Here is a 22,484-nt window from a genome sequence, read left to right as displayed (position 1 = left end):
GCTGCATGTAAAGATTGTTAAGATACAAGATACAGGGGATTCTGTCTCATTTTGATTTTCTACCTAAATTTGGTACTTACTGTCATACTTATTAACGGGAAAATAAACAACACTAATCTTTAACAGAGCCCAAATATTAGAAACAATGTTCGAATCCAAATCCGGGGATCCCCATTCTTCCGGATAGAATGGGTGCAAGAAAAAAAGGACTGAACTCAGTCCTTCCAGTGTGTAGACAAAAGGGGTTCGGAATTATTAATTCCGAACCCCTTTTGAAATTCTCTTCGAATGTTCGCCTGAATTTTAAGATACGTGCCCCCTGTATGCGGCCGCGCGGAATGAATAGGGTAACTGTTTTGTTCGTTCATCTTTCACATAGTAGCCACTCTCACAATCTGTCGTACTTTCTTTTATTTCTTTGATTTCGTTCTTATCCAATATATCCGGTGGAAAAGGCTTCTATCTATGAATTAAAACAAAGTTGATTGGAGCGAGTGTTCGAGACTCGTGCGGGAAAAGCGTGTCTAGGGGAAACACCGTAGGCACAAAGCGCCGAAGAGGCTTCCCGACCGCCCGGGAAAGCGAGTGCCTGGAATAGAAATCAACGGCCACATTGTACAACTCATAAAAATAAACAAACTCGATTTTCATCGAGTTTGTCTAAAGTCTGAAAGGACTAAACTCAGTCCTTCTTGCTTGACAGTGGTCGTGATGGTTCCTTTCGTCAGGTCCATATAATTTTTTCCGGGTTCACTATTCCGAGGCTTGCGATTGCTCGATCTTTTTTGTGATATGCGCAAGATTCATGGACGAACGCTGTTTATAATCCCTGCCGATCGACTTGAATAACCCCTTCGCTATGCCCACCAATAAAATACTGATATGCTCGTTTGCTATCACCGATTTATATGGTAGCCTTGAATCAGCTTGGGCCCCTCCAATTTTATCTGCCATTTCTTTAATGAAGTCGATGACGGTCACTTCATGAAGTTTTCCTTCCATGCTCGTTTTAAAGATGACTTGATTTCTCCAGGATACTAGGTCGATTCTCTGTTTCGAATAGTCGAAGAGTTCTTCAGGAACTTCTGCAAGACCCGTTTTGCTGATTTGAATGCCGCCCTTCACAGGATACAATTTAGGATGAGGATTGATTTTCTTTATTAAGGATTGATCTATCGTGACTTTTTCCCTTTTTATTCGCGTATGCCTCGTTTCACCTAGCATTAGTTTTAGCTGGACGGCGATTACATGAGTGAATTCTTCCAATTCAAAGAGTTCAACCAGCATTACGCTATATTCCAATATCGAGATTGCTTCATCGAATTTTCGTTTCATGCCTGCATTCGATCTGGAGAATACCAACCTATTGTTTCTTTCCATGAACGCTCCCCCTATCTTTCGTACCATCTATCTCTATAACGCTTTCATTGCCGCTAGCTCTTCTGTTTCTTCATTCACCTAGTAGATGGGACAAAGCTGAGGTTCCTCTAATTTAATTCTCACCTAATTTTTACGATTGGATATTCATCCACTAAAGGACCGGCAAGTATCCTCGACAGTCTTTTAGTCAGCGTGGATCGGGACTCCATTGCTGCTATCTATCAAAGTGTTGTTTCAGCAGCTCTTTGAATCGTTTGCCATCTATGTCTTCTCTCGTCACTTTTCCATCAGCCCATTGTGTAAAGGATGTATCCGTTAAAGTGATGTTCCCGCTGTTTGTCAGACAGGTAATCAATGGATGCTTGTTAAAAGGTGATTGGGGATCTTCCTTGATGATCGTTTGAACCTCATTGAGTTCGGCTACATTTTCTACCGGCTTGGAGGAATCGAAAGCATACCCTATTTTCCAATCAGGATCTTTATATTTCAGCTTCAGCTCAAGAATATGATTTCCATGTTCGGTTTTTTCCTGTTTCACCCTAAATTCGCCGTTTTGGGAAATGACGGTTTCCCCAGTCAATGGAACTGGTTTTAGCGGCAGATTGCCTCCAAATCCCGTATCGACTAAATACGTTTGGCCGTCATGCTTCAAAAGTATGGCGACATGAGTCCTTCCGATTGTCATCCATCCTTGATTGTAGATGACGCCCCGGACCAAGGATACTTCGAAGCCATTTTCCATCAAGAAGAAATAAAGGGCTGCATTCAGTTCATAGCAAACTCCCCCTTCGTTTCTTACAAGGACTTTATTAATGATATTCTCTTTGTTGATGTCATGAAGATTGGAGGTGATGATAGATAAGTTTTCGAAAGGAATCGTTTTTCCTGTCTTTTCAAGAATATCATCCAATCCTTCAAACGCCAGTTTCTTCTCTCCCTTGATGCCTATTCGTTTCCTGAATAATGCATTCAGATCACTCATGCCGATTCCTCCCTTAAGTCAGCAACGCTCAAGCGTTTATGCTTCATAAATATTTATTAGCTTCGCCATCATTTCATTCAAGGAAACTTCCTTCATATATCAGTGATTATATCAGATTCCCATGAGTGAAGGCCTCCGCCATCCTTGCAGGAATCATTCATTTATCTTCAATATGATTTTACCTACGTTCTTATTCGCCTCCATATGTTCATGGGCCCTTTGAATATCTGCAAAAGGGAAGACGCGATCCACGATTGGCCTGATTTCATGGTTGAGGAAAAACGGCATCACACTTGAAACGAACTCCTCCGTCAACTCTTTTTTATACGCATCACTTCGGGGAGTCAATAAAGTTCCTTTTATTTGCACCCTTTTTAAAAGAAGTTCCATAAGGTTCACTTTTTCCACAACAGTTCCGCCAAGGATGCCGATCAATACCCAGCGTCCATCGGTATTGATGCTCTTAAGATTTTTCTCCCAGTAAGAAGCACCGATGAAATCGAGAATAACATCCGCTCCTAGATTATTGGTGGCCCTCAGCACTTCCTCATCGAAAGCTTGTTCTTTATAATTAATGCATATGTCTGCTCCCAGTGAGCGGCAGAAATCCAATTTTTCCTTTGACCCTGCAGTGGTGATGATTGTTGCTTTTGTCAATTTCTTAGCCAGTTGGATGGCTGCCGTGCCGACACCGCTTCCGCCTGCATGAATCAATACGGTATCTGCATCGGTTAATCCGCCTAACCAAAATAAAGTTTGGTAAGCGGTCAAGAATACTTCGGGAATAGCTGCCGCCTCTTCAAATGACAGGTTATCCGGTATTTTCATTGCCCTGTCTGCCGGCATCACAGCATATTCTGCATAACCGCCGCCATTCACAAGCCCCATTACCCTCGTCCCTAACTCTATGTTTGCCCCCGCACCTTTTTCCACTACTTCTCCAGATACCTCAATCCCTAATATTGGGTTGGCCATGTATCCCGATTTACCTTCCCGTGAAACGATATCGGTCCTATTGATTGCAGATGCTTTCACCTTTATTAAAATTTCTCCGTTTTCGACCTTAGGCTTTGAAAAATCTTGAAACTGCAACTGCTCTGGGCCACCCGGTTTTTTTACCACTACAGCTTTCATGCATCCCACTCCCTTATGATTAAATGGCTTTTCTTCTTTAAAATGGTTTGTCTTGAAGATGGAAACTATGCTACTCCAAAATATATCCACACGCAAATGATTCGGTCCGATCCTGCCAGAATCAAGCCATGAAGATGCCGTTCTATACGTCTCCATAAATAATGAAGCATAAAAGGTCCCTTTACCCTGTCTATTCCTTACAAAACAGGGTAAAGTAAAAGAACCATATTAAGGAAATCGATACACAATAAAGAAATTTAATTAACAGAGGAGGATAACCATATGGAATTCAAACCGAGGAATCAAAAGGATCATTCCATTGCCGAAATACGCTATGCTTACTCGGCCCGCAATTTATGGTCCGGCATTCTTTTTGGCATCGGGCTGATTGCCTTCATCGATGAGGCCATCTTCCATCAACTATTACATTGGCATCACTTCTATGACAAATCCACGTCCAGTATTGGGTTGGTCTCGGACGGCTTGTTTCATGCCCTCAGTTGGTTCGCAACAGTAGGGTCTTTGTTCATGTTTGCCGATCTTCGTCGCCGAAAAGGTTTATGGCTGAAAAGGTGGGCCGGGGGCGTATTGCTTGGGGCAGGCTTCTTTCAATTGTATGACGGCATCGTCCAGCACAAGCTCATGCGTCTCCATCAGATTCGTTACAATGTCGATATTCGCCCTTATGACTTGATTTGGAACATCGCAGCGTCTGCAATGATTTTGTTCGGCCTTGTCTTGATCATCCGGACACGGCGCAGCTTACTTAATGTGAAAGCGGACAACCATCATGCACAGTGACGGACATCTTCATGATGGCGGCGCTTGGTTTGAACCGATGCTGTTGGGATCATTCGCACTAGTTATCTTGATATATATAGGAGCTGCCTTATATTCAGGACGCCGATATAAAAAATGGCCATTATCGCGCACGTTGTTTTGGATTCTTGGCGTCATGAGTGCAGCCTCTGCAATAGTCGGCCCCATAGCCGCTCGGGCACATATGGACTTTACGGCACACATGGTCGGCCATTTATTGCTTGGAATGCTTGCACCCATTCTCTTGGTACTCGCCGCCCCCATTACACTTGCTCTTAGAACGTTGGATGTGCAATCGGCCCGCCGCCTATCTAGATTGTTGAAAAGCTGGCCATTGCGGATTATAAGCCACCCCATCTCTGCGTCCATTCTCAATATTGGCGGGCTATGGATCCTCTATACGACTGGCCTGTATGGGGCGATGCAGCACAATATCACGCTGCACGCATTGGTGCATTTCCATGTATTCGCAGCGGGCTATTTATTCACTGCCTCCATGATTTACATCGATCCGGCACCGCACCCGCTCACCTTCAAGTTCCGGATGATCGTGTTTGCCCTTTCATTGGCCGGACATGATATCCTTTCTAAATACATATATGCCCATCCACCTAGCGGAGTCATGAAGGAACAGGCAGAGAGTGGCGGAATGTTAATGTACTATGCAGGTGATGCCGTTGACCTTGTGCTTATCTGCATCCTTTGCTGCCAATGGTTCAAAGCTGCCCGTCCGAAGGAATCAATTGCCATTTAGCGACAAAAAGATCAATAATAAACTCCGATGTTTCTTGATTAATCAGGCTCCATTTGGCTCATACTAATTTTTGATGAATTAAACTTAGGATGGAGCTGAATGGAAAATGGAATTTGAAGCAAAGAATTCTACTGAAAATGCTCTTCATGATTATAAGGCTGGAATTGGTGCCTTTACGGAGAAAATGCCCGACCTTGCCGAGAAATTCAATTCCTTTACGGAAGAGTGCTTTAAAGAAGGTCAATTGACCAAAAAGGAAAAACAGCTTATCGCATTGGGAATCAGTTTGTACTCACAAGATGAATACTGCATCATCTATCATACTAAAGGGTGCCTGGATCAAGGCTGTTCGGAACAGGAAATCCTTGAAGCCGTTGGTGTTACAGCGGCATTCGGCGGAGGTGCGACCATGAGTCAGGCAGTGACCCTCGTCCAGGAGTGCATCCAGGAAATCAATCAGATGAAACAATAATAAAGATAGGGATAGGACTGGTCCTATCCCTTTTCCTTTCCCAATGAATAATCTCTACCAATGCAGACTTTCGATTAAGTGACATTTTATGCATTTTTGTATATAGTCTTTTTTTTCAAATTCATGCGTGCAATTTTCCCGAAGCATGTTCAGCTCTTTCTTCAGTTGCTCCAATTTTGCTTCCAGTACTTTCATTTCACCTTTTATTTGGATGACCCGATTCAGCGAATTCTGCCTCTCACCAATCATTGATAGATGGTTCCATCCGTTTTCCTGAACTCATTCGCTTTTTCTTTTAGTCCTTCGCCAATTACGGTTTCAAAACCGAGCCCCTTTTCTTTCGCTAAATCACGTATGTCCTGAGAAATTCTCATACTGCAGAATTTAGGTCCGCACATGGAGCAGAAGTGTGCCGTTTTGGCACCTTCAGCCGGCAGAGTTTCATCATGGTATTCGACAGCTCTTTCGGGATCGAGGGAAAGGTTGAATTGATCTCTCCACCGAAATTCGAACCTAGCCTTGGAGAGGGCATCGTCACGTTTTCGTGCATGCGGATGGCCCTTTGCAAGGTCAGCTGCGTGGGCGGCAATTTTGTAAGTAATGACACCGACTCGAACATCTTCCTTGTTCGGAAGGCCCAGATGCTCTTTAGGTGTTACGTAACAGAGCATGGCCGTTCCAAACCAGCCAATCATTGCAGCACCAATCGCCGATGTAATGTGATCGTAGCCAGGAGCTATGTCTGTTGTCAAAGGCCCTAAAGTATAGAACGGGGCTTCTTGACACACTTCCAGCTGCTTATCCATGTTTTCCTTGATCAAATGCATCGGCACATGTCCAGGACCTTCCACCATGACTTGAACATCATGCTTCCAAGCGATCTTCGTCAATTCCCCCAATGTTTCCAATTCTGCAAATTGTGCTTCATCGTTCGCATCTGCAATCGATCCGGGACGAAGCCCGTCTCCCAATGAGAATGAGATATCATATGCCTTCATGATTTTACAAATCTCTTCAAAATGAGTATAGAGAAAGCTTTCTTTGTGATGGGCCAGGCACCATCGAGCCATGATCGACCCGCCTCTGGATACGATCCCCGTTACCCGCTTTGCCGTTAGGGGGATATACCGCAAAAGCACACCAGCATGTATGGTGAAGTAATCGACTCCCTGCTCAGCCTGCTCGATTAACGTGTCCCGAAAGACCTCCCAATTTAAGTCTTCTGCAATTCCATTCACTTTTTCCAACGCTTGATAGATCGGGACCGTTCCAACTGGCACCGGCGAATTCCTGATGATCCATTCCCGTGTCGTATGGATATTCTTCCCTGTGGAAAGGTCCATGATGTTGTCTGCTCCCCACCTGGTCGCCCAAGTCATTTTCTCCACCTCGGCTTCAATCGATGAGCTGACGGCCGAGTTTCCAATATTGGCATTTATTTTCACGTGAAAATTACGTCCGATGATCATCGGCTCGCTTTCAGGGTGGTTAATATTTGCAGGAATGATCGCCCTTCCGCTCGCTACCTCTTCTCTCACGAACTCGGGGTCGACATTTTCCCTAATCGCGATGAACTCCATTTCAGGTGTAATGAGGCCTTTGCGTGCATAATGGAGCTGGGTAATATTTTTCCCCACCTTCGCCCGTAACGGATTCCGTTTCAATCCTGGAAAGATATCGGCATTGGATTGTGACCCTGTTTTTTTGTATCCATTATCCTCGGGTTTTATTTCCCGTCCATCATAGGCCTCGACGTCTTCACGCTCCAGGACCCAGCTGCGTCTGATCGGGTCGAGGCCTTTATGAATATCCACCGGATATGCCGTATCCGTATAGGGACCGCTCGTGTCATACACCCGTAAAGGCGGATTTCCCTCCTCACCGAAGGTCCCGGTAGTCGGACTTAGCGTAATTTCACGCATTGGTACTTTAATATCCGGTCTGGATCCCTCTACATACACTTTTTTACTTCCTGCAAAACTGGACATAATCGAAACGTTCAAGTCGTTTACTGAATTACCCATCATGATTTCATTTCTCCTTTTTAATTGATTTAAAAAGGACAAAATCCAATTCATTTTCGCACGAAAAAGCCAGATCTCCGATTCAAGACCTGGCTGACGTTAGTATGACTACAGAAATGACCCCATGTATCGTCATTGCTTAGTAGATTCTAACTTCCCCACGCTGGTATGAACCAGATCAGGTCCTGAGGGTTAAGAAGCTTTACGCGCTTCTCTCTCAGCCCAACGTTTATTGGACACCCCTAGTCTGAACAATATAATCGAACACAGGGTAACTATATCTCACCCGTTTCATTCTGTAAATCATTTTAAAGTCCTAATATTTCTATCATCCGCTCCCTGAATCATTAAGCAATCGAGATCAATGACTTAATCTTCCAGGCTCTCAAGAATAGGGAAGATCTCCTTCAAATGCTTGATTTCATAGGTTGGAACCACCTCAGTCCGTTCCTTATCCTCGCGATTTATCCAGACCGACTTTATACCCACTCTCGATGCCCCGAGGATGTCCGTCATCAAATTATCGCCGACCATCAATACTTCATCTTTATCCAGCTCCATGATTTTCAAAGCATGCTCAAAAATGGACGCATCCGGTTTACCGCGGCCAAACGCTCCTGAGATGACGATTCGATCAAAATAAGGGACCAGTTCCGGTGTGATTTCAAGTTTGGTATTCTGCAGTTCTGGTGAACCATTCGTCAGCAAAAGTAATTTGTACTTCCCCTTCAATTCATCCAGAACTTGGAAGGACTCTTCGTAGATAAACGGTTTTTTACGCCTTTCCGCTGGAAAACGTTCTGCCAGTTCAAGGCCGAATTCAGGGTCATCGATACCTAATGACTTCAAGCCCCTCGTCCAAGCTTCACTGCGATAAGCCGGTACAATCTCCGCCATCTTCCGGAATTGCTCATGATCATCGTTAAAATTTCCCCACAGTCCTTCAAAAGGGTTGATTCCGATCATTTGTGTAAATGCATATGTATCGTAAGAAGAGTAAAGCTCACGCGCTTCCTTTCGCACCGCGTCTTCAAGCTCGCCGACATTTAAATCATATTTCTCCCTAGCCGCTTCGCATGTGGCAACAAAAGCCTCTTTCACGCTTTTCTGATCCCATAGTAATGTATCATCCAAATCAAAAAAAACTGCCTTAATCAAAATATCCGACCTCTTTCCCCATTATGGAATTCGCTAAAATTACATTAGTACAATCATAAACTACAATCATGGGGAAATGAATAATTATTCGGAAAATGACAGTAACTTTCTGCTTTCCTGGTTGAGAAGCTTAAATGCTCATTCATCACCTTTCGAAAACATACAGCCTTCCATTGCTGGCAAGCTTGAATTGGGGACCGCCGAACCCCCGTCTTATCAACTCTTTCCTTAAAAAGACCATAAGTGCGGCATGACTCACGATCAAGACATCCCTTTCCCCCTTCGCAAAGATCTCGTCCAATGCTTTATTGATCCTCCGCTTTGCACGCTTTATTTCCGCTCTCGTTTGCTTGTTCATGACAGAGCAGCAGCGAATCCAAATGGCCCAAAGGATGAACGGCAGCTTCAACTCCCCTTTTAGGGGTGGGGAAGGGATTTCCCGCAGTTCTTCCATAAAATGAATCGTGCCAGGGAAAATATGTTCCGCTGTCTTGACCGCTCTCGGCATATCGCTGCAATAGCATTCCTCCCACTCCGCCTGACCTAATGAAGTCGATCCATAAATGATATCCGCAGCATCATAGTCGATGAACCACTGCTTCATGTCATCCGCCGACACGGATCTCCCGGTCGGGAATTCATGTGCCACCTTAAAATGCCTTACCAACCCAATTTTCATATGTACTCCTCTTCATCATGCAAATTCTTTTATTGATTGATTCAGTATGTATTTTATATAACCAAGACAAATGCATTGCCTCTATATTCCCTGTAAAGTGTCCCGCTATCATTTCTCGACCAAGCAAGACTTGATGATATTGCCGTGGACTTCTCTGCTTTACTACCCTTTCCGTCACTTTATCTAACAAAGGAGAAAATTTATCAAGAGAAGGAAAAAAGAGAAAGCATTTGCCTTCTCCATTGATCTATCAATCTATGAATTGAAGCTCGGTGATCGTACATCTTTTCCTGAATTTATATTTTCCGCTTAAATCACTGAATTGATAATCATTTAGGGCTTTTCCGAGCTGTTCCTTAAGCTTATTCTCTGTGATTGAGGCATCCACTATCTCATTCCAATTTTCCTTGCCGATTATCTCATCGAATGGAATGACGGCCAGCACTTCATCATAGATCTCGATGCTTTGATCAATGCCAAAGCTGCCATAGATGCTTCCATTTTCATCAGCAAAGATATGCTCCGATTCCAATTCTTCCACCAGCACTTCAAGATACCCCTGTGACTTAACGGGCTTGATGGAAATCTCTGCCTCCGCCTTTACAGGTCCCAATCTCTTATCGACTATTTCCATCGTCAATTGAACGTGAATGGAAGGATACACTTGTTCAATCCCCTCACAAAGTTCCGCTGCCGAATTATATACCATCTAAAACACCCTCCTATTGTCACTAACATTATATAATACTTCTTTTCCTTACCAAAAACATTTATTTAAGCTCATTTGAAACCCTTTGTGCAACCTACCAAAAGCACATTTTTTACGCCAGCATTCACTACACACGGATATGCGGTCGGCGGTCGGCAGTATGTCGGACATGAGCTGGAGCGCCTCATCTTCTGGTTCATGAAACTATGGGATGACAAACGGCATGAAGTTCCGAATATGCTCTAAGTAAATAAAAAAAGTCCAAATTCCCAGGACTTAAATGGAGGAATTGGACTTTTATCGTTACTATGGATTTTTTTCCCGAATTAATAACCTACAGTCTCCAAAGACTACGATCGCTGCTTCCAAAGCTTCATTGGATTGTTTTGCCCTTCAGTTAATGGCATTTGTATCATCGAAAGTGAGCGTTCTGCTTTAGTCTTTTGCAAATCCTCATATATACTCTTAGATTTCCCTAAACCCACTTCTTCTGCATCCTCGACTGAAGCACAATAAAAAACCTTCTTGATTCCGGCAAAGTACATTGCCGTTAGACACATCGGACAAGGCTCCCCACTTGCATACATGGTATAACCGGATAGATCATTCGTTTGAAATTCCTCTTGGGCGCGCCGGATGGCAAGTAATTCCGCATGCCCGCTAATATCATAAGTTTTATGCAGCTCATTGACGCCTTCAGCTACAAGCTGGTTATGATTCACAAGTACTGCACCAAAAGGTTGACCACCCTCACGAACATTTCCTATCGCTAGTTCTACTGCTCGTTCCATGAATTTATCCATTTCAAAACCTCCATCAATGTTTTAATTAAGGCTGTTTCCGCAGCTATTCACCCATGCGAAAACAGCCTTGATCAAAAGATCGTTAAAGTAATTATAGGGCATTGTCCATGACATTGCTTAATTTGAATATGGTTCACTTTCCTTTTTTCTTGCATGAAAACAAAAAGGGAACGGAGAAACCATTCCCTTTTTGACTAGCTGCTAGTCTTACTTCATTTAGTGAATTTTGGTTTAAGATCACCTTTATAAGGTTCATGTTCAACGAATATAGTTATGTCCTTGCCATCGTTGTCTTTACCCATTCTTTTATACGTGAATTTATTTTCATTCAATTCGGTAAGCTCAAGAGCGGCACCATATTTATTATTTCCAATTGAAACATGAGCTCTTATTTTATTTTCGTGTACAATAGCGAAGTAGCCATAATCACCGCGGCTTTCGCCTGTTTCACCATTGAAAAACTCATATTTATTATTCTTGTCATTAAACTTTGCCAAGCTTATAAAATTCGAATTGGCCTTGGTTACATCATTACCGTCTTCATCTACTACCTTTGTTCCGTGCCAAAGGGTACTACCTAAGATCTTATCTCCATCAACGTCTTTAACAATATCCCCTGTAGTAGCGTCCAACTTCTTGTCCGGATCAGTGAAAGAGAGCTCTTTTTCTTTATATGGAATATGTTCAACGAATACCTCTACATCGTTGCCATTAGCATCTTTTCCCATTCTTTTATAAGTAAAAACATCTTTATCTATTTTTTCCATGTCAACCACTGCTTGATAATTCATTGATTCTGAAATTAATATTCTCTTCTTCCCATCATTAGTGATGAAGAATGTTCCTTTATCGCCACGACTTTCTCCTGTCTTTGCATCGAAAAATTCATATCTCCCTGACTTCGCATCATATTTAGCAAGGCCAATGAAATTAGCATTTTCTTTTGTTAAATCATTATTATCTTTGTCATACACTTTTGTACCCTGCCAATTTGTGCTACTAAGCGTGTTAGCCATTTCCTGGCCTTTAGTTAACTTATCTTCCTTGTCAGTTTTCTTATCGGCTTGTTCTTGCTTCTGTTCATTATCATTTTCTTTGGTGTTAGTGTTGCAGCCCGTTAAGAATAATGTGAATCCAAGCGCTAATGATGTTATTGCTTTTGCTTTTTTGTTCATTTTCATTTCTCCTCATTTCTTGATTGTGGTGTATGTTAGAATGTCCTACTATCTAAACAGTAATTCATTACTGGGAAGCTTATAAAATCTGACTATCTTGCTCCGTTGCCAACAACATCCTCCTTGTGTTCTGCCGCTTGAATTGATTGGGAATTGAAACGCACAAGATGCATTCAAAGAACCTTGTTACCACTACTATCATGATAGTCCCCAGTTATAAACTGCCTCTAAATAAATTCTTAAAAAAAGATAAACTTATTCTTAAAAATTCTTTGTATGTCACAATCGGAACTTCTTAAAGATAAACTTTGCTTCCTGTTCCAGCGATTTCGCTCATCATTTTATTTATCTCTCTTTCATTTACGCCCCTATTGAAATTGTGGCGCCAACTAAAAAAATCCAATGCATTAGCTGCATTGGATTTTTATCATCTATCATTATGGCTTTAACACCACTTTAATGCATTCGTCTTCATGATCGTTAAAGATTTGATAAGCTTCTCCCGCTTTTTCGAGAGGGACTCGATGGGATATGATTTCAGTAGGATCAAATTCCCCAGTTGTTATTTTGTCAAAAAGCATGGGCATATAATGAATGACCGGTGCTTGTCCCATTTTAATGTTGATGTTCCGTTCAAATAAATCGCCTAATGGGAACATATTATATTTGGATCCGTACACCCCAGTCAGCTGGAGCGTGCCGAATTTGCGAACAGCTTTAATCGCAATCTCTATTGCACTTAGCGTCCCGCCCTGAAGCTTCAGCTTTTGCTCGATAGCCTCAATCGCCGATTTCTTGCCATCCATTCCGACACAATCTATCACGACATCCGCCCCGCCTGAAGTGATTTCCTTAATATAGCCGCCCATATCGTTATATTCGTCGAAATTATATATCTCAACCTTATTCATCTGCTTCGCCCTATTGAGCCTATAAGGAAGATTGTCGATGGCAATGACTCGCTTTGCGCCTTTCATCCAGGCGAATTTCTGTGCCATCAAGCCAATCGGGCCACAGCCAAGTATCGCTACCGTATCCCCTTTTTTCACGCCGGCATTCTCTACACTCCAATAGGCGGTCGGCAGCACATCGGACATGAACAGAAGCGCCTCATCTTCAAGCTCACAAGACTCCGGGATGACAAAAGGCATGAAATTCCCGAATGGGACCCTTAAATATTCCGCCTGCCCGCCGGGATAGTTTCCATAACGTTCTGTAAAACCAAAGTATCCCCCTGTATCCACCGCTTCGTTTGGATTGGAATTATCACATTGACTCTCCATATCATGCTCACAATAATAACAATGCCCGCATGAAATATTGAAAGGCAGGACAACTCTGTCCCCTTTTTTCACCTTCGTTACTTCGGGTCCGACTTCTTCAACGATGCCCATCGGCTCATGACCTATGACATAATCTTTATGCGTCGGCAAAGCCCCCTGATAGATATGGAGATCGGATCCGCAGATTGCCGTTGAAGTAACTCGTACGATGATATCTTCCTTCTGCTGAAGCTTCGGATCCTCAACTTGCTTCACCTGAATATCTTTTGCCCCTTGAAAAGTAACTGCCTTCATGATCAGCCTCCTAAAAATTCTTAATAATCCTGCTATACCCGCTTACAAAGATTGGCAAGCCTTGTTATCCTAATTTTCCCCAATAATCAGACAGGATAATCGTGACTCACCAATGAAATCCTTCATTGTGGCTTATTATTTCTCCTTGTTAAGTCTATGATTATGTTTATACTCTCTTAAGACCTCGTTAAACACATCCGGATAATTCGTAAATACCCCCGTTGCCCCCCAGTCCAGTGCTTTTTTCATATCAGTCCTTTCATTGACTGTATAGGGATGAAATTGGAGGCCATGATTTCTGACCATTTTCACATATGTTCCGTCCACCATATTGAAGTTTGGGCCGACTCCCATTGCATATCGCTTAATGGATTGCAATTCCTTTTCAGAAATGGCTGCTTGAGTCTTATAAGAAAAAAGTTGCACTAGAGGTAACTTTGGATTCAGATCATGAACTTTCAAAAGGCTTTCCTTGCTGAACGATTGGATCAGAACATTTTTGGTATGCCCCCTTGAATCCACCATTTTATAATCCTTCAAAACCTTCAGCAGTTCTTCTTCCATTCCTGGATATACTTCAGGGGACTTTGTTTCTATATAGTAATTGGCCTCCCTGCCGAATTTCTTAAAGACTTCTTCCAAGGTGGGAACGACTAACCCTTCATATTTCTTTTTTGCCAATTGTGGATTTTTGTCATTGAACCACGTACCGGCATCCAGTTTTTTGATTTCGGTCAGCGTTAAATCTTTCACAAGGCCAGTGCCATCCGTCGTGCGATCGACACTTTCATCATGCATCGCTATCAATCTTCCATCCTTTGTCATCTGGAGATCGATTTCTATGTAATCACCCTTCATCCTTTCTCCTAATTGATAGGCGGGAATCGTATGTTCAGGTGCGTAACCGGATGCCCCGCGATGTGCAATATTCACGATTTTGTCCTCATAAATAGGTGAATTCGAATGATTTTCATGTGCTGCCGATGCACTCATAGAAACAGCCTGCAATATAAAGGCCGCACCTATCATGCTTACCCCTGCTTTCTTTATGCTCTTTTTCACTTTCCCTCTCTCCCCTCCATCTTTACCATCAGTTTAAAAGGGAAATGTGAAGCTGCAGCAGTTATCGTGTAAAGAAACCCTATAATAGGTAAAATGAATATAATGACCTACTGGGCATGAGGAGGGCGCAAATCAACATTTTATGGAAACTTTCAACATTAAGCGATTTACAAAAAACACGTATCAGCTTACTATTGAACAAACAGAACATTAATCTTAAGGGGAATTATGTTAAAAAAACCATCAATATTACCAAAACAAACAACGATTGATCATGAGGGCATTTATGGGCATGATATCCTTTTTACTATTGGTAGGCATATCCGTATCACCCATCAGTTGGAAGGAAAATCCTTACGAAATGACTTTTCAGGTCATCCTCATATCTGGAATGATCATATCTTTGCTATTTTTCATTAAAACAGAAGGCAACTTTTATAAAAGATTATTCATTTCCTTAATCACTGTTTATTTATATAGTAAATTCTGGGTATTTCCTGATACCGCAATCATGCTGGCATTATTTGCATTAGCGCCCTTGATTCCAATCTTTCTCTTCGATAAAATCGGTTTTTATATTGTCGCGACGTTAAATATCATATTAGGTCCTGCTTTCATCCTTATCATTTCGCATACAGATCTTCAAAACACTTATGAATATGTCTCCTTGGATAGCTTTGGAAACATATTGAATTTCATTGCCATCCAAATCATATTGGTATTTGTATTCATTGGAACCCATAATCGGATGGAATCGACAAATGCCTTCCAGAAGGAAATTCAGCAAGCCAAGCAATTGAGTTCGGTTGGTCAGCTTGCTGCGACCATTGCGCATGAGATCCGGAATCCCATTACAGTCGTGAAAGGGTTTGCCCAACTATTAGATCAAGAGAAAGAACTGAATGAAACGGAAAAATTTTATGTACAAACCATGCTTACTGAACTTGAATATACACAGGTAATCATCAATGACTATTTATCCTTGGCAAAGCCGCATACGGGTGATAAACAGGTCATTGGCTTAAATGATGAAATCCAGAAGGTTTCCGATTTATTGACCAGCTTTGCCAATAATCGCAATATAGGCTTCCGCCTTGATTTCCGCTGTAACCTACAATTGAATATGAATCCAATCGAGCTTAAACAAATACTCGTCAATATCATGAAAAACGGAATTGAATCAATGAACGATGCTGGTTTCATCAATGTCGAAACCGAGCAGGAGCGCCATATGGCCAAAATACGAATAACGGATACTGGCATCGGCCTTTCCAAAGATCAGCTCGAAGCTCTAGGAACTCCGTTTTATTCGCTGAAAGATAGGGGAACAGGCATCGGGTTGACCGTTTGTTATTCCATCGTTCAAAAATACAAAGGGAAAATCGTCGTCCACAGCGAATTGAACAAAGGGACATCCTTCACGATTCATTTGCCTTTTTATAAAGAAACCAAATAAACATAAAATAAGGATGACCCCCATTGCCGGTGGTCATCCTTTTCCTTTATGCTTTGAAGCTGTCTTGCCATTTGAGCAAATGATTTTCCAAAAAGCGAACAAATGAGTCTGAGATTTTACCAGCCAAGGCAAAAATGATGATGCCGACGAATACGATGTCCGTTTGCATGAATGAACGGGCATCCTGGATCATGAAGCCCACTCCCCTATCCGCTCCCAGCAATTCAGCGACCACCAAGCACATCCATGCGGAACTTAATGCTAAGCGAATCCCAAGCAATATATTGGGCAAGGCTGCCGGGATCATGAGCTTCGTTATTTGTTCCAAAGGGCTATACTCCAGGATTCGTGCCACATCATATAGCTTTTTATCCACATTCCGCAAACCCAAAAATGTTTGTAAATATAATGGGAAAAAAGCCCCTAATGCAATAAGCAGCACTTTGGATAGTTCACCAAATCCGAACCACATGATGAATAAAGGTGTTATCGCAAGTAAAGGAACCGTTCGTAACATTTGGATGCTTGGGTTTAAATATTCCTCGGATTTTTTTTGCATGCCTACGATGACACCGATCAACATCCCTAAAAAACCGCCTAATGCAAAGCCAAGAAGCGCCCGGGTTAAACTGATTTGCAAATGGCCGGCCATTTCCCCTGATCGGACGAGATCCATGAAAGCCGTGACGATCAAGGATGGTGATGAGAATAATTGGGCCGGCAGGATTCCGGCTGAACCCAATGCCTGCCAGGCAATCAATACTATTAAGGGCAGGAAAAAACCACGCAATGCAGATTTGGCGATTTTTGATTGTTTTTTCCTTTCCCTCATGATAAGCTGCTTGTTTTGAGCAATGGTTTGTGAAGACATTTTCATCATCCTTTCCTTCATTTTTCAAAAATCAATCAAATGCTCCAATCTTCCCTATCCTGAGGCTGATGGTCCAGCAGGTTTAGGATATGGGACCTCAATTCCTGAAAAGACTTGCTTGTCCTCGTTCTTGGATATGGTAAATCAATGGGAACGATTGCCTTGATCCTTCCGGGCTTGGCATCCATGACGACCACTTTATTCGATAAAAAAAGTGATTCATCAATATCGTGGGTGACGAGCACCATCGTTGTCTTGTTCCTTTCCCATATTTCAAGTAATGCTTCCTGAAGATGTGTTCGGGTGAATGCATCCAATGCACCGAAGGGCTCATCCAGCAACAAAACTTCAGGATTACGCAACAGTGCCCTGGCAATGGCCACACGCTGCGACATCCCGCCGGACAATTGACGCGGATATACCCTTTCAAATCCTTTAAGCTTAACAAGCGATATCAAATCGTCCACCCCTTTGCGAATATCCGGATTTTTCAATGAAAGATTACCTGATATATTCTTCTCCACGTTAAGCCACGGAAATAAGCGATGCTCCTGAAAAATGAAACCGCGGGCCTTGGACGGGCCACTAACCGGATGATCGCCCACAATTATCTTGCCATCAAAGTCCAAATCAAGGCCTGCAATCAATTTTAATAATGTGCTTTTCCCGCAGCCGCTAGGTCCGATGATGGTAACGAATTCACCATCATTGACAGTCAGATACAAATCTTTCAGAACGAGAATGCTTTCCTGATCATTCTTAAAGGTCTTGCTTACATGATTGATTTCTAACGTGGATACCAAATTACTCACCCCTTCTCGAATAAAAAAACTAGAGTTCCAGCAATGGGCATATCATGGCCCTTTGCTAAAATCTCTAGTTAACTAGTCGATTGCTTCAATATTTCATTTTATATTAACTTATCAATTATCGAGAATCAACAGTTAATGCCGATTTATTTTATCGGATTAATTACAAAAACAATTGACAGATTATTCTAACAGCTGATAAGATGCACTCATACACAAAACCATATTCTTAAAAGGTCATCTGAATCCACTGGACTACTGGAGATTCAATGAAGAGTATCTCCATTCACTCTTCGTTGAATCTCTTTTTCGTCCTAATTCTGACTATTCTGATGAGGTAGGTGTAATGAACCTTAAGGGAGGGAATTCATGAGGAAATATCGTAACCATTTAACCGGATTGCTGCTTACGATCATCCTCAGTACTGCTGCATTGACAGGCTGTAATTCAGATGCCGGCAAAGCTTCCGGGGAGAGCGAGCCAGTTAAAGTCAGTATTGCCTTGAATGGCAAGATGGGGCCGCTGGTCATTGCAAAGGAAAAGGGATTGTTCGATGATGAATTTTCGAAACTGGGCGCAAAAATCTCGTGGAGTGAATTCCAGAGTGGGCCGCCACTTTTGGAATCGCTGGCCTCCAACCGGGTTGATTTGTCTTTTTTAGGAGATGGTGCACTAATAGCCGGTATTGATAAGAAGCTTCCATTCGAAGTGATTGCCCAAACCGGACAAGGCGGATCTTCTGTCCGAATCATCACTCAGACCGGCGGTAACATTAAGCAGGTTGAAGATTTAAAGGGGAAAACGGTCGGGGTTGCCTCCGGAACAACAGGTCATGTGTATTTAATCAAGGCCTTGAAGGCCCATGGATTAACGACGGATGATATCAAACTCATCAATTTACAGCCTGATGATGCCCAGTCTGCCTTCGAAACGAAACAGCTGGACGCATGGGCGACTTGGAACCCTTATTATCTTAATAATATTGAAAAAGGGAATGCTGTCGCATTGAATGTAAAAGGCAAAATACTGGCTCCTGGTGCAATCATCGCCCGTACTGGATTTGCCAAAGAGCATCCTGAAATTGTCGAGGCGTATTTAAGGATTTATAAAAAGGCGGCGGATTGGCAAATTGAACATCCAGATGAAGCATCTGAAATTTATGCCAAAGAAACTAAAATGCCTGCTGCCACAGTCAAGAAAATAATAACGGCCGAAGAGCCAAATATCTTCTTTACCAAAGATGCCATCAAGGCCCAGCAAGAATCGATCGATACGTTGGCCAGCGTGGGCTACATCAAGAAATCGTTTGATTTCCAGAAAGAGATCCACAATGAATACATTGAGGAAGCGTTTAACAAATAAAAAACAAATACGGGAGGAAATCGATTATGACGGAAACTAAAACACAACAAATAAAAGTGGTGCCTGTAGCAGGTCGGATTGGTGCGGAAATTCATGGAGTGCAATTAAGTGGTGACTTGGATTTAAATATATTCAGCGAAATCAAGCAAGCGCTGAACGATCATAAAGTCGTTTTCTTCAAAAGACAAAATCATTTGGATGATGCCTCCCAAGAGGCATTTGCCAAGCTCCTCGGTGAGCCCTATGCCCATCCTACGATACCGGTCAAAAACGATACGAACTATATATTCGAACTTGATTCCGCACAGGGTGCCAAAGCGAACCAGTGGCATACCGATGTCACTTTCGTCCCAGAAGTTCCCAAATACTCGATTTTAAGAGGTGTAACCATCCCGAAAGTTGGCGGAGATACAGTCTGGGCCAATACTAATAAGGCGTATGAAGACCTGCCGGATGGATTGAGACATTTAGCGGACGAACTATGGGCCATCCATACAAATGAATATGATTATGCCCAATTCAAGCAAGTCGAAAATACAACGGACGAGGTCAAAAAGAAATACCGGGAAATATTCGAATCCACCATTTATAAAACGCGGCATCCAGTCGTCCACGTGCACGCCGAAACTGGGAAAAGACATTTATTGCTAGGTGGCTTTGCCGGAAGAGTGGAAGGTTATACAACAAGTGAGTCTGAACGATTATTGAGTATCTTTGATTCATACGTAACCCGTCTGGAAAATACCGTGCGCTGGCAATGGAGTGAAGGTGACGTGGCCATTTGGGACAACCTAGCCACACAGCATTATGCCATCGCCGATTATGAAGACCAGCACCGTGTCGTCCGCCGTGTGACAGTAGGAAAAGAAATCCCGGTAAATAAGGAGAACGAATCCAGCAGACTGCTTAATAAGAAATAACGCCCCTAACTTCTGAGTACCTTACTTACTATAGAAAGCTTAACGTGCTTTTTCCTGCTTTCACACCGTTGGCACTCCCTTATCCAGAATTGTCCGGGTGAAAAAATCGTTCCGAAAGAAAGGCTCTTTAAGATTTTTGGTTTTACTGTTGATTGGCGCGAAGGTGCGAGCCACAGGTAAAGACCTCACAGAGGATAACCCCGAAGAGGCTCACACACCCTCTGAAAAGCTGAGCATCGGAGGGGAAATCGACCACACCTCCTTACTTGGTGATTAGCAACAAAGTATGCGAAAGCAAACTAAGGAAAAAGGGTTTCGGTATGAGCGCCCCGAAACCCTTTTTCCCAAATTAACGATCCTGAACGATTATTTCATCGATTATTCCGTAATCCCTCGCCTCATCAGCGCTTAAGAAGTAATCACGATCAGTATCCTTCGCCACCTTAGCGATAGGCTGACCCGTCCTTTCCGAAATGATTTGATTGATATGGTCCTTTAGCTTCAAGATCCTCCGGGCCGAAATTTCAATTTCCGTGGCTTGCCCCCTTGCCCCTCCAAGCGGCTGATGAAGCATGATTTCGCTATTCGGCAATGCACACCGCTTTCCCTTCGTACCTGCCAGCAAAAGCATGGCGCCGAATGAGGCAGCCATTCCCGTACATACAGTCCGGATATCAGGCTTTATATACTGCATCGTATCATATATGGCAAAACCGGCACTAGTCGATCCCCCCGGACTATTGATGAAAATGGTGATTTCTTTATCAGGTGCGTCAGCCGCCAAGAATAACAATTGAGCGACGACACTATTTGCTAAATGATCGGTGATTTCTTCGCCAATCATGATGATGCGATCTTTTAACAGCCGGGAATAAATATCGTACGAGCGTTCACCCTTGCCGGATTGCTCAATTACATAAGGAATGGTAGTCATATCTCTTCTTCCTCCTAACAAAATGATTAGCTATGCAGCCATTGAGAGGGTGTTTGAAGGAGTGAAGCATGGTTTGAAATGCTGCGATCGATTCATTGATCTAGGAATCATTGATTCACTGTTCAGCGATTTGAAAGATGGGATGCTTCTAATGAGGATATCAGGATTTTGCTGCTGCAATGCCTGTGTCATCAGTGATATCAGCCTTTGCTCCTCCTCATACTCCCAATCTTCCACGACGGACAGCTTACGCTCCTCAGCATCATGGTCAAAACGTTTTTTGACACGGTTCAAGATCGCCTTTACCGCCGCTTCCGTCGTGTTCAAATAATCCGCGATTTCCTTGGAGCGATAAAGAAATCCTTCCTTTAATAAAAATACGACGGCTTGCTTCGTGGTAAGGGATTTTATAATATACTCCACCGTTTCAAACGGATTTTCCCCAATTGCCCCTTGCAAATCGTTATCCTGCAAATCGCCTAAAGCTTCCTTTTTTCTTTTTCGTATCGTATCGATCCAGGAATGGCGGGCTATCGTCTTCAATAAAGCAGGTGTTAGCCCCTTCTTCTTCCCATAGACCCGCATGGCCTTCATAATCGTATCCTGTGCCAAGTCATCACCATCCCAATTATTTTGCGTCAAGAATCGGCAAAACCGAAGCAATTCAGGATATACCTCATCTAAGGCCATGTTGTTATCCTTTATTTCATGAATTTCTTCCCTCAACTTCTTTATCATTTTTCTCACTCCTTCAACACCCTCTATCCTCTAAACGTTTCAGAAAGAGAAAAAGATACGGGGGCACTAAAATTTTTCATCGGCTTAATTTCCATTAATATTCTATTCCATTCTTACCAGGAGATTTCCTTTCATACTAAAACCTTTCCCCCAAATGTTCAAATGTAACGGTAAGCCTAATGGTAAATCCTCTTTTCTGCACCGATTCCTGGTTTCCTCCCTGCATGCATTGCCTCCGGCGCTTGCACCTGCTTGGTCTCCCGTAGAGGCGCCTTTACCGCAGGAGGATCGCCGGCCAAATCCACTCTGCGTGAAAAGGAGATGCAAATTCGTTTTTTGCCCACCTCGTTTTCGAACTTTTTTTTATCGCATATGTATGCTTCTTTAATATTGGTTGCTTCCACGTTTTTGAATTAGGAGTTTAGGCGCTCGTTACACCCGGAGCATTCTTGACCGTCCTATCCTATCTACCCATTCCTTATCGCCGCTTCAATCCCGATGATAAATCAAAAAGGCTTCGGAATGAAAGCATTCCGAAACCTTTTAATCGACATTCTGATGGTTCAGAGCGAGTTACTCCAAACACTGTTTTATTGAATCCATTTTGTTGCAGTATTTGTTGTTTTTTTGTTCATTGATAAGGTGCCAAAATTTCTCTTCCACCGC

The 22,484-nt window shown here is 42.8% G+C and carries 21 protein-coding genes and 1 riboswitch; of the genes, 6 read left to right on the top strand and 15 right to left on the bottom strand.

Features of this window, described 5'->3' with window-relative positions; all coding sequences use genetic code 11:
• Nucleotides 1–753 precede the first annotated feature (753 nt).
• The 3 genes from MHI53_RS04135 to MHI53_RS04125 form a co-directional block, all read right to left on the bottom strand.
• Nucleotides 754–1,380 carry a hypothetical protein gene (locus MHI53_RS04135; RefSeq protein WP_061143853.1) on the bottom strand — a complete coding sequence of 209 codons (627 nt, stop codon included), beginning with the start codon at nucleotides 1,378–1,380 and terminating at the stop codon, nucleotides 754–756.
• Between the two features lie 214 nt (nucleotides 1,381–1,594).
• Entirely contained in the window at nucleotides 1,595–2,362 is a 768-nt protein-coding gene (locus MHI53_RS04130) for an arylamine N-acetyltransferase (RefSeq protein ID WP_061143854.1), read from the bottom strand.
• A gap of 153 nt (nucleotides 2,363–2,515) precedes the next feature.
• Entirely contained in the window at nucleotides 2,516–3,496 is a 981-nt protein-coding gene (locus MHI53_RS04125; RefSeq protein WP_340372824.1) for an NAD(P)H-quinone oxidoreductase, read from the bottom strand.
• A gap of 282 nt (nucleotides 3,497–3,778) precedes the next feature.
• Here MHI53_RS04125 and MHI53_RS04120 point away from each other — a divergent pair, with 282 nt between their 5' ends.
• From MHI53_RS04120 to MHI53_RS04110, 3 genes are all read left to right on the top strand, one after another.
• Nucleotides 3,779–4,297: a DUF2243 domain-containing protein gene (locus MHI53_RS04120; RefSeq protein WP_340372823.1), complete on the top strand. Its 519-nt coding sequence runs from the start codon at nucleotides 3,779–3,781 to the stop codon at nucleotides 4,295–4,297.
• A 37-nt stretch (nucleotides 4,298–4,334) separates the two neighbouring features.
• The gene (locus tag MHI53_RS04115) at nucleotides 4,335–5,069 is read left to right on the top strand and encodes a cytochrome c oxidase assembly protein (protein WP_340373640.1); all 735 of its coding nucleotides are present in this window, start codon (nucleotides 4,335–4,337) and stop codon (nucleotides 5,067–5,069) included.
• A 106-nt stretch (nucleotides 5,070–5,175) separates the two neighbouring features.
• Nucleotides 5,176–5,541, top strand: coding sequence for a carboxymuconolactone decarboxylase family protein (locus MHI53_RS04110; protein ID WP_061143858.1), 366 nt, complete (start codon nucleotides 5,176–5,178; stop codon nucleotides 5,539–5,541).
• A gap of 245 nt (nucleotides 5,542–5,786) precedes the next feature.
• Here the strand turns inward: MHI53_RS04110 and thiC are convergent, their stop codons facing one another.
• The 8 genes from thiC to MHI53_RS04070 all read right to left on the bottom strand — a co-directional run bounded on the left by thiC (nucleotide 5,787) and on the right by MHI53_RS04070 (nucleotide 14,728).
• A complete protein-coding gene (gene thiC / locus MHI53_RS04105; RefSeq protein WP_340372822.1) occupies nucleotides 5,787–7,568 on the bottom strand; it encodes a phosphomethylpyrimidine synthase ThiC in 1,782 nt (593 codons plus the stop codon).
• A 135-nt stretch (nucleotides 7,569–7,703) separates the two neighbouring features.
• Nucleotides 7,704–7,819: riboswitch (TPP riboswitch) on the bottom strand.
• A 115-nt stretch (nucleotides 7,820–7,934) separates the two neighbouring features.
• Nucleotides 7,935–8,723, bottom strand: a complete 789-nt coding sequence (locus tag MHI53_RS04100; protein ID WP_340372821.1) for an HAD family hydrolase — start codon at nucleotides 8,721–8,723, stop codon at nucleotides 7,935–7,937.
• Between the two features lie 145 nt (nucleotides 8,724–8,868).
• Nucleotides 8,869–9,402 (bottom strand): histidine phosphatase family protein, encoded by a 534-nt coding sequence (locus MHI53_RS04095; RefSeq protein ID WP_340372820.1) that lies wholly within the window; start codon nucleotides 9,400–9,402, stop codon nucleotides 8,869–8,871.
• 250 nt (nucleotides 9,403–9,652) lie between these two features.
• Nucleotides 9,653–10,111: a hypothetical protein gene (locus tag MHI53_RS04090; RefSeq protein WP_340372819.1), complete on the bottom strand. Its 459-nt coding sequence runs from the start codon at nucleotides 10,109–10,111 to the stop codon at nucleotides 9,653–9,655.
• 350 nt (nucleotides 10,112–10,461) lie between these two features.
• The gene (locus MHI53_RS04085; RefSeq protein WP_061143864.1) at nucleotides 10,462–10,914 is read right to left on the bottom strand and encodes a nucleoside deaminase; all 453 of its coding nucleotides are present in this window, start codon (nucleotides 10,912–10,914) and stop codon (nucleotides 10,462–10,464) included.
• A 212-nt stretch (nucleotides 10,915–11,126) separates the two neighbouring features.
• Nucleotides 11,127–12,089, bottom strand: a complete 963-nt coding sequence (locus tag MHI53_RS04080; RefSeq protein WP_340372818.1) for a DUF4822 domain-containing protein — start codon at nucleotides 12,087–12,089, stop codon at nucleotides 11,127–11,129.
• Nucleotides 12,090–12,526: 437 nt separating this feature from the next.
• Nucleotides 12,527–13,666 (bottom strand): zinc-dependent alcohol dehydrogenase, encoded by a 1,140-nt coding sequence (locus tag MHI53_RS04075; protein WP_061143866.1) that lies wholly within the window; start codon nucleotides 13,664–13,666, stop codon nucleotides 12,527–12,529.
• A 135-nt stretch (nucleotides 13,667–13,801) separates the two neighbouring features.
• The gene (locus MHI53_RS04070) at nucleotides 13,802–14,728 is read right to left on the bottom strand and encodes a glycerophosphodiester phosphodiesterase (protein WP_061143867.1); all 927 of its coding nucleotides are present in this window, start codon (nucleotides 14,726–14,728) and stop codon (nucleotides 13,802–13,804) included.
• Between the two features lie 286 nt (nucleotides 14,729–15,014).
• Between MHI53_RS04070 and MHI53_RS04065 the strand changes: the two genes are divergently transcribed.
• Nucleotides 15,015–16,184 carry a HAMP domain-containing sensor histidine kinase gene (locus MHI53_RS04065; RefSeq protein WP_340372817.1) on the top strand — a complete coding sequence of 390 codons (1,170 nt, stop codon included), beginning with the start codon at nucleotides 15,015–15,017 and terminating at the stop codon, nucleotides 16,182–16,184.
• A 46-nt stretch (nucleotides 16,185–16,230) separates the two neighbouring features.
• On the opposite strand, the gene MHI53_RS04060 is transcribed toward MHI53_RS04065, so the two are convergent.
• Both MHI53_RS04060 and MHI53_RS04055 read right to left on the bottom strand, forming a co-directional pair.
• On the bottom strand, nucleotides 16,231–17,061 hold the full coding sequence (locus MHI53_RS04060; RefSeq protein WP_340372816.1) for an ABC transporter permease: 831 nt from the start codon (nucleotides 17,059–17,061) through the stop codon (nucleotides 16,231–16,233).
• 29 nt (nucleotides 17,062–17,090) lie between these two features.
• Entirely contained in the window at nucleotides 17,091–17,858 is a 768-nt protein-coding gene (locus MHI53_RS04055; protein WP_100533105.1) for an ABC transporter ATP-binding protein, read from the bottom strand.
• A 375-nt stretch (nucleotides 17,859–18,233) separates the two neighbouring features.
• Here MHI53_RS04055 and MHI53_RS04050 point away from each other — a divergent pair, with 375 nt between their 5' ends.
• Together MHI53_RS04050 and MHI53_RS04045 are read left to right on the top strand one after the other, a co-directional pair.
• Complete coding sequence (locus MHI53_RS04050; protein ID WP_061143871.1) at nucleotides 18,234–19,226, top strand: aliphatic sulfonate ABC transporter substrate-binding protein; 993 nt, start codon at nucleotides 18,234–18,236, stop codon at nucleotides 19,224–19,226.
• Between the two features lie 26 nt (nucleotides 19,227–19,252).
• Nucleotides 19,253–20,146, top strand: a complete 894-nt coding sequence (locus tag MHI53_RS04045; protein ID WP_340372815.1) for a TauD/TfdA family dioxygenase — start codon at nucleotides 19,253–19,255, stop codon at nucleotides 20,144–20,146.
• A 349-nt stretch (nucleotides 20,147–20,495) separates the two neighbouring features.
• Here MHI53_RS04045 and clpP read toward each other — a convergent pair whose 3' ends face one another.
• On the bottom strand, nucleotides 20,496–21,080 hold the full coding sequence (gene clpP / locus MHI53_RS04040) for an ATP-dependent Clp endopeptidase proteolytic subunit ClpP (RefSeq protein ID WP_061143873.1): 585 nt from the start codon (nucleotides 21,078–21,080) through the stop codon (nucleotides 20,496–20,498).
• A 30-nt stretch (nucleotides 21,081–21,110) separates the two neighbouring features.
• Nucleotides 21,111–21,818 (bottom strand): sigma factor, encoded by a 708-nt coding sequence (locus tag MHI53_RS04035; RefSeq protein WP_340372814.1) that lies wholly within the window; start codon nucleotides 21,816–21,818, stop codon nucleotides 21,111–21,113.
• Nucleotides 21,819–22,484 lie beyond the last annotated feature (666 nt).

The organism is Peribacillus sp. FSL E2-0218, assembly GCF_037992945.1.
GTDB lineage: Bacteria > Bacillota > Bacilli > Bacillales > DSM-1321 > Peribacillus > Peribacillus simplex_B.
The sequence above is the reverse complement of the archived record's forward strand: the minus strand, read 5'-3'. Positions and strand labels throughout refer to the sequence as shown.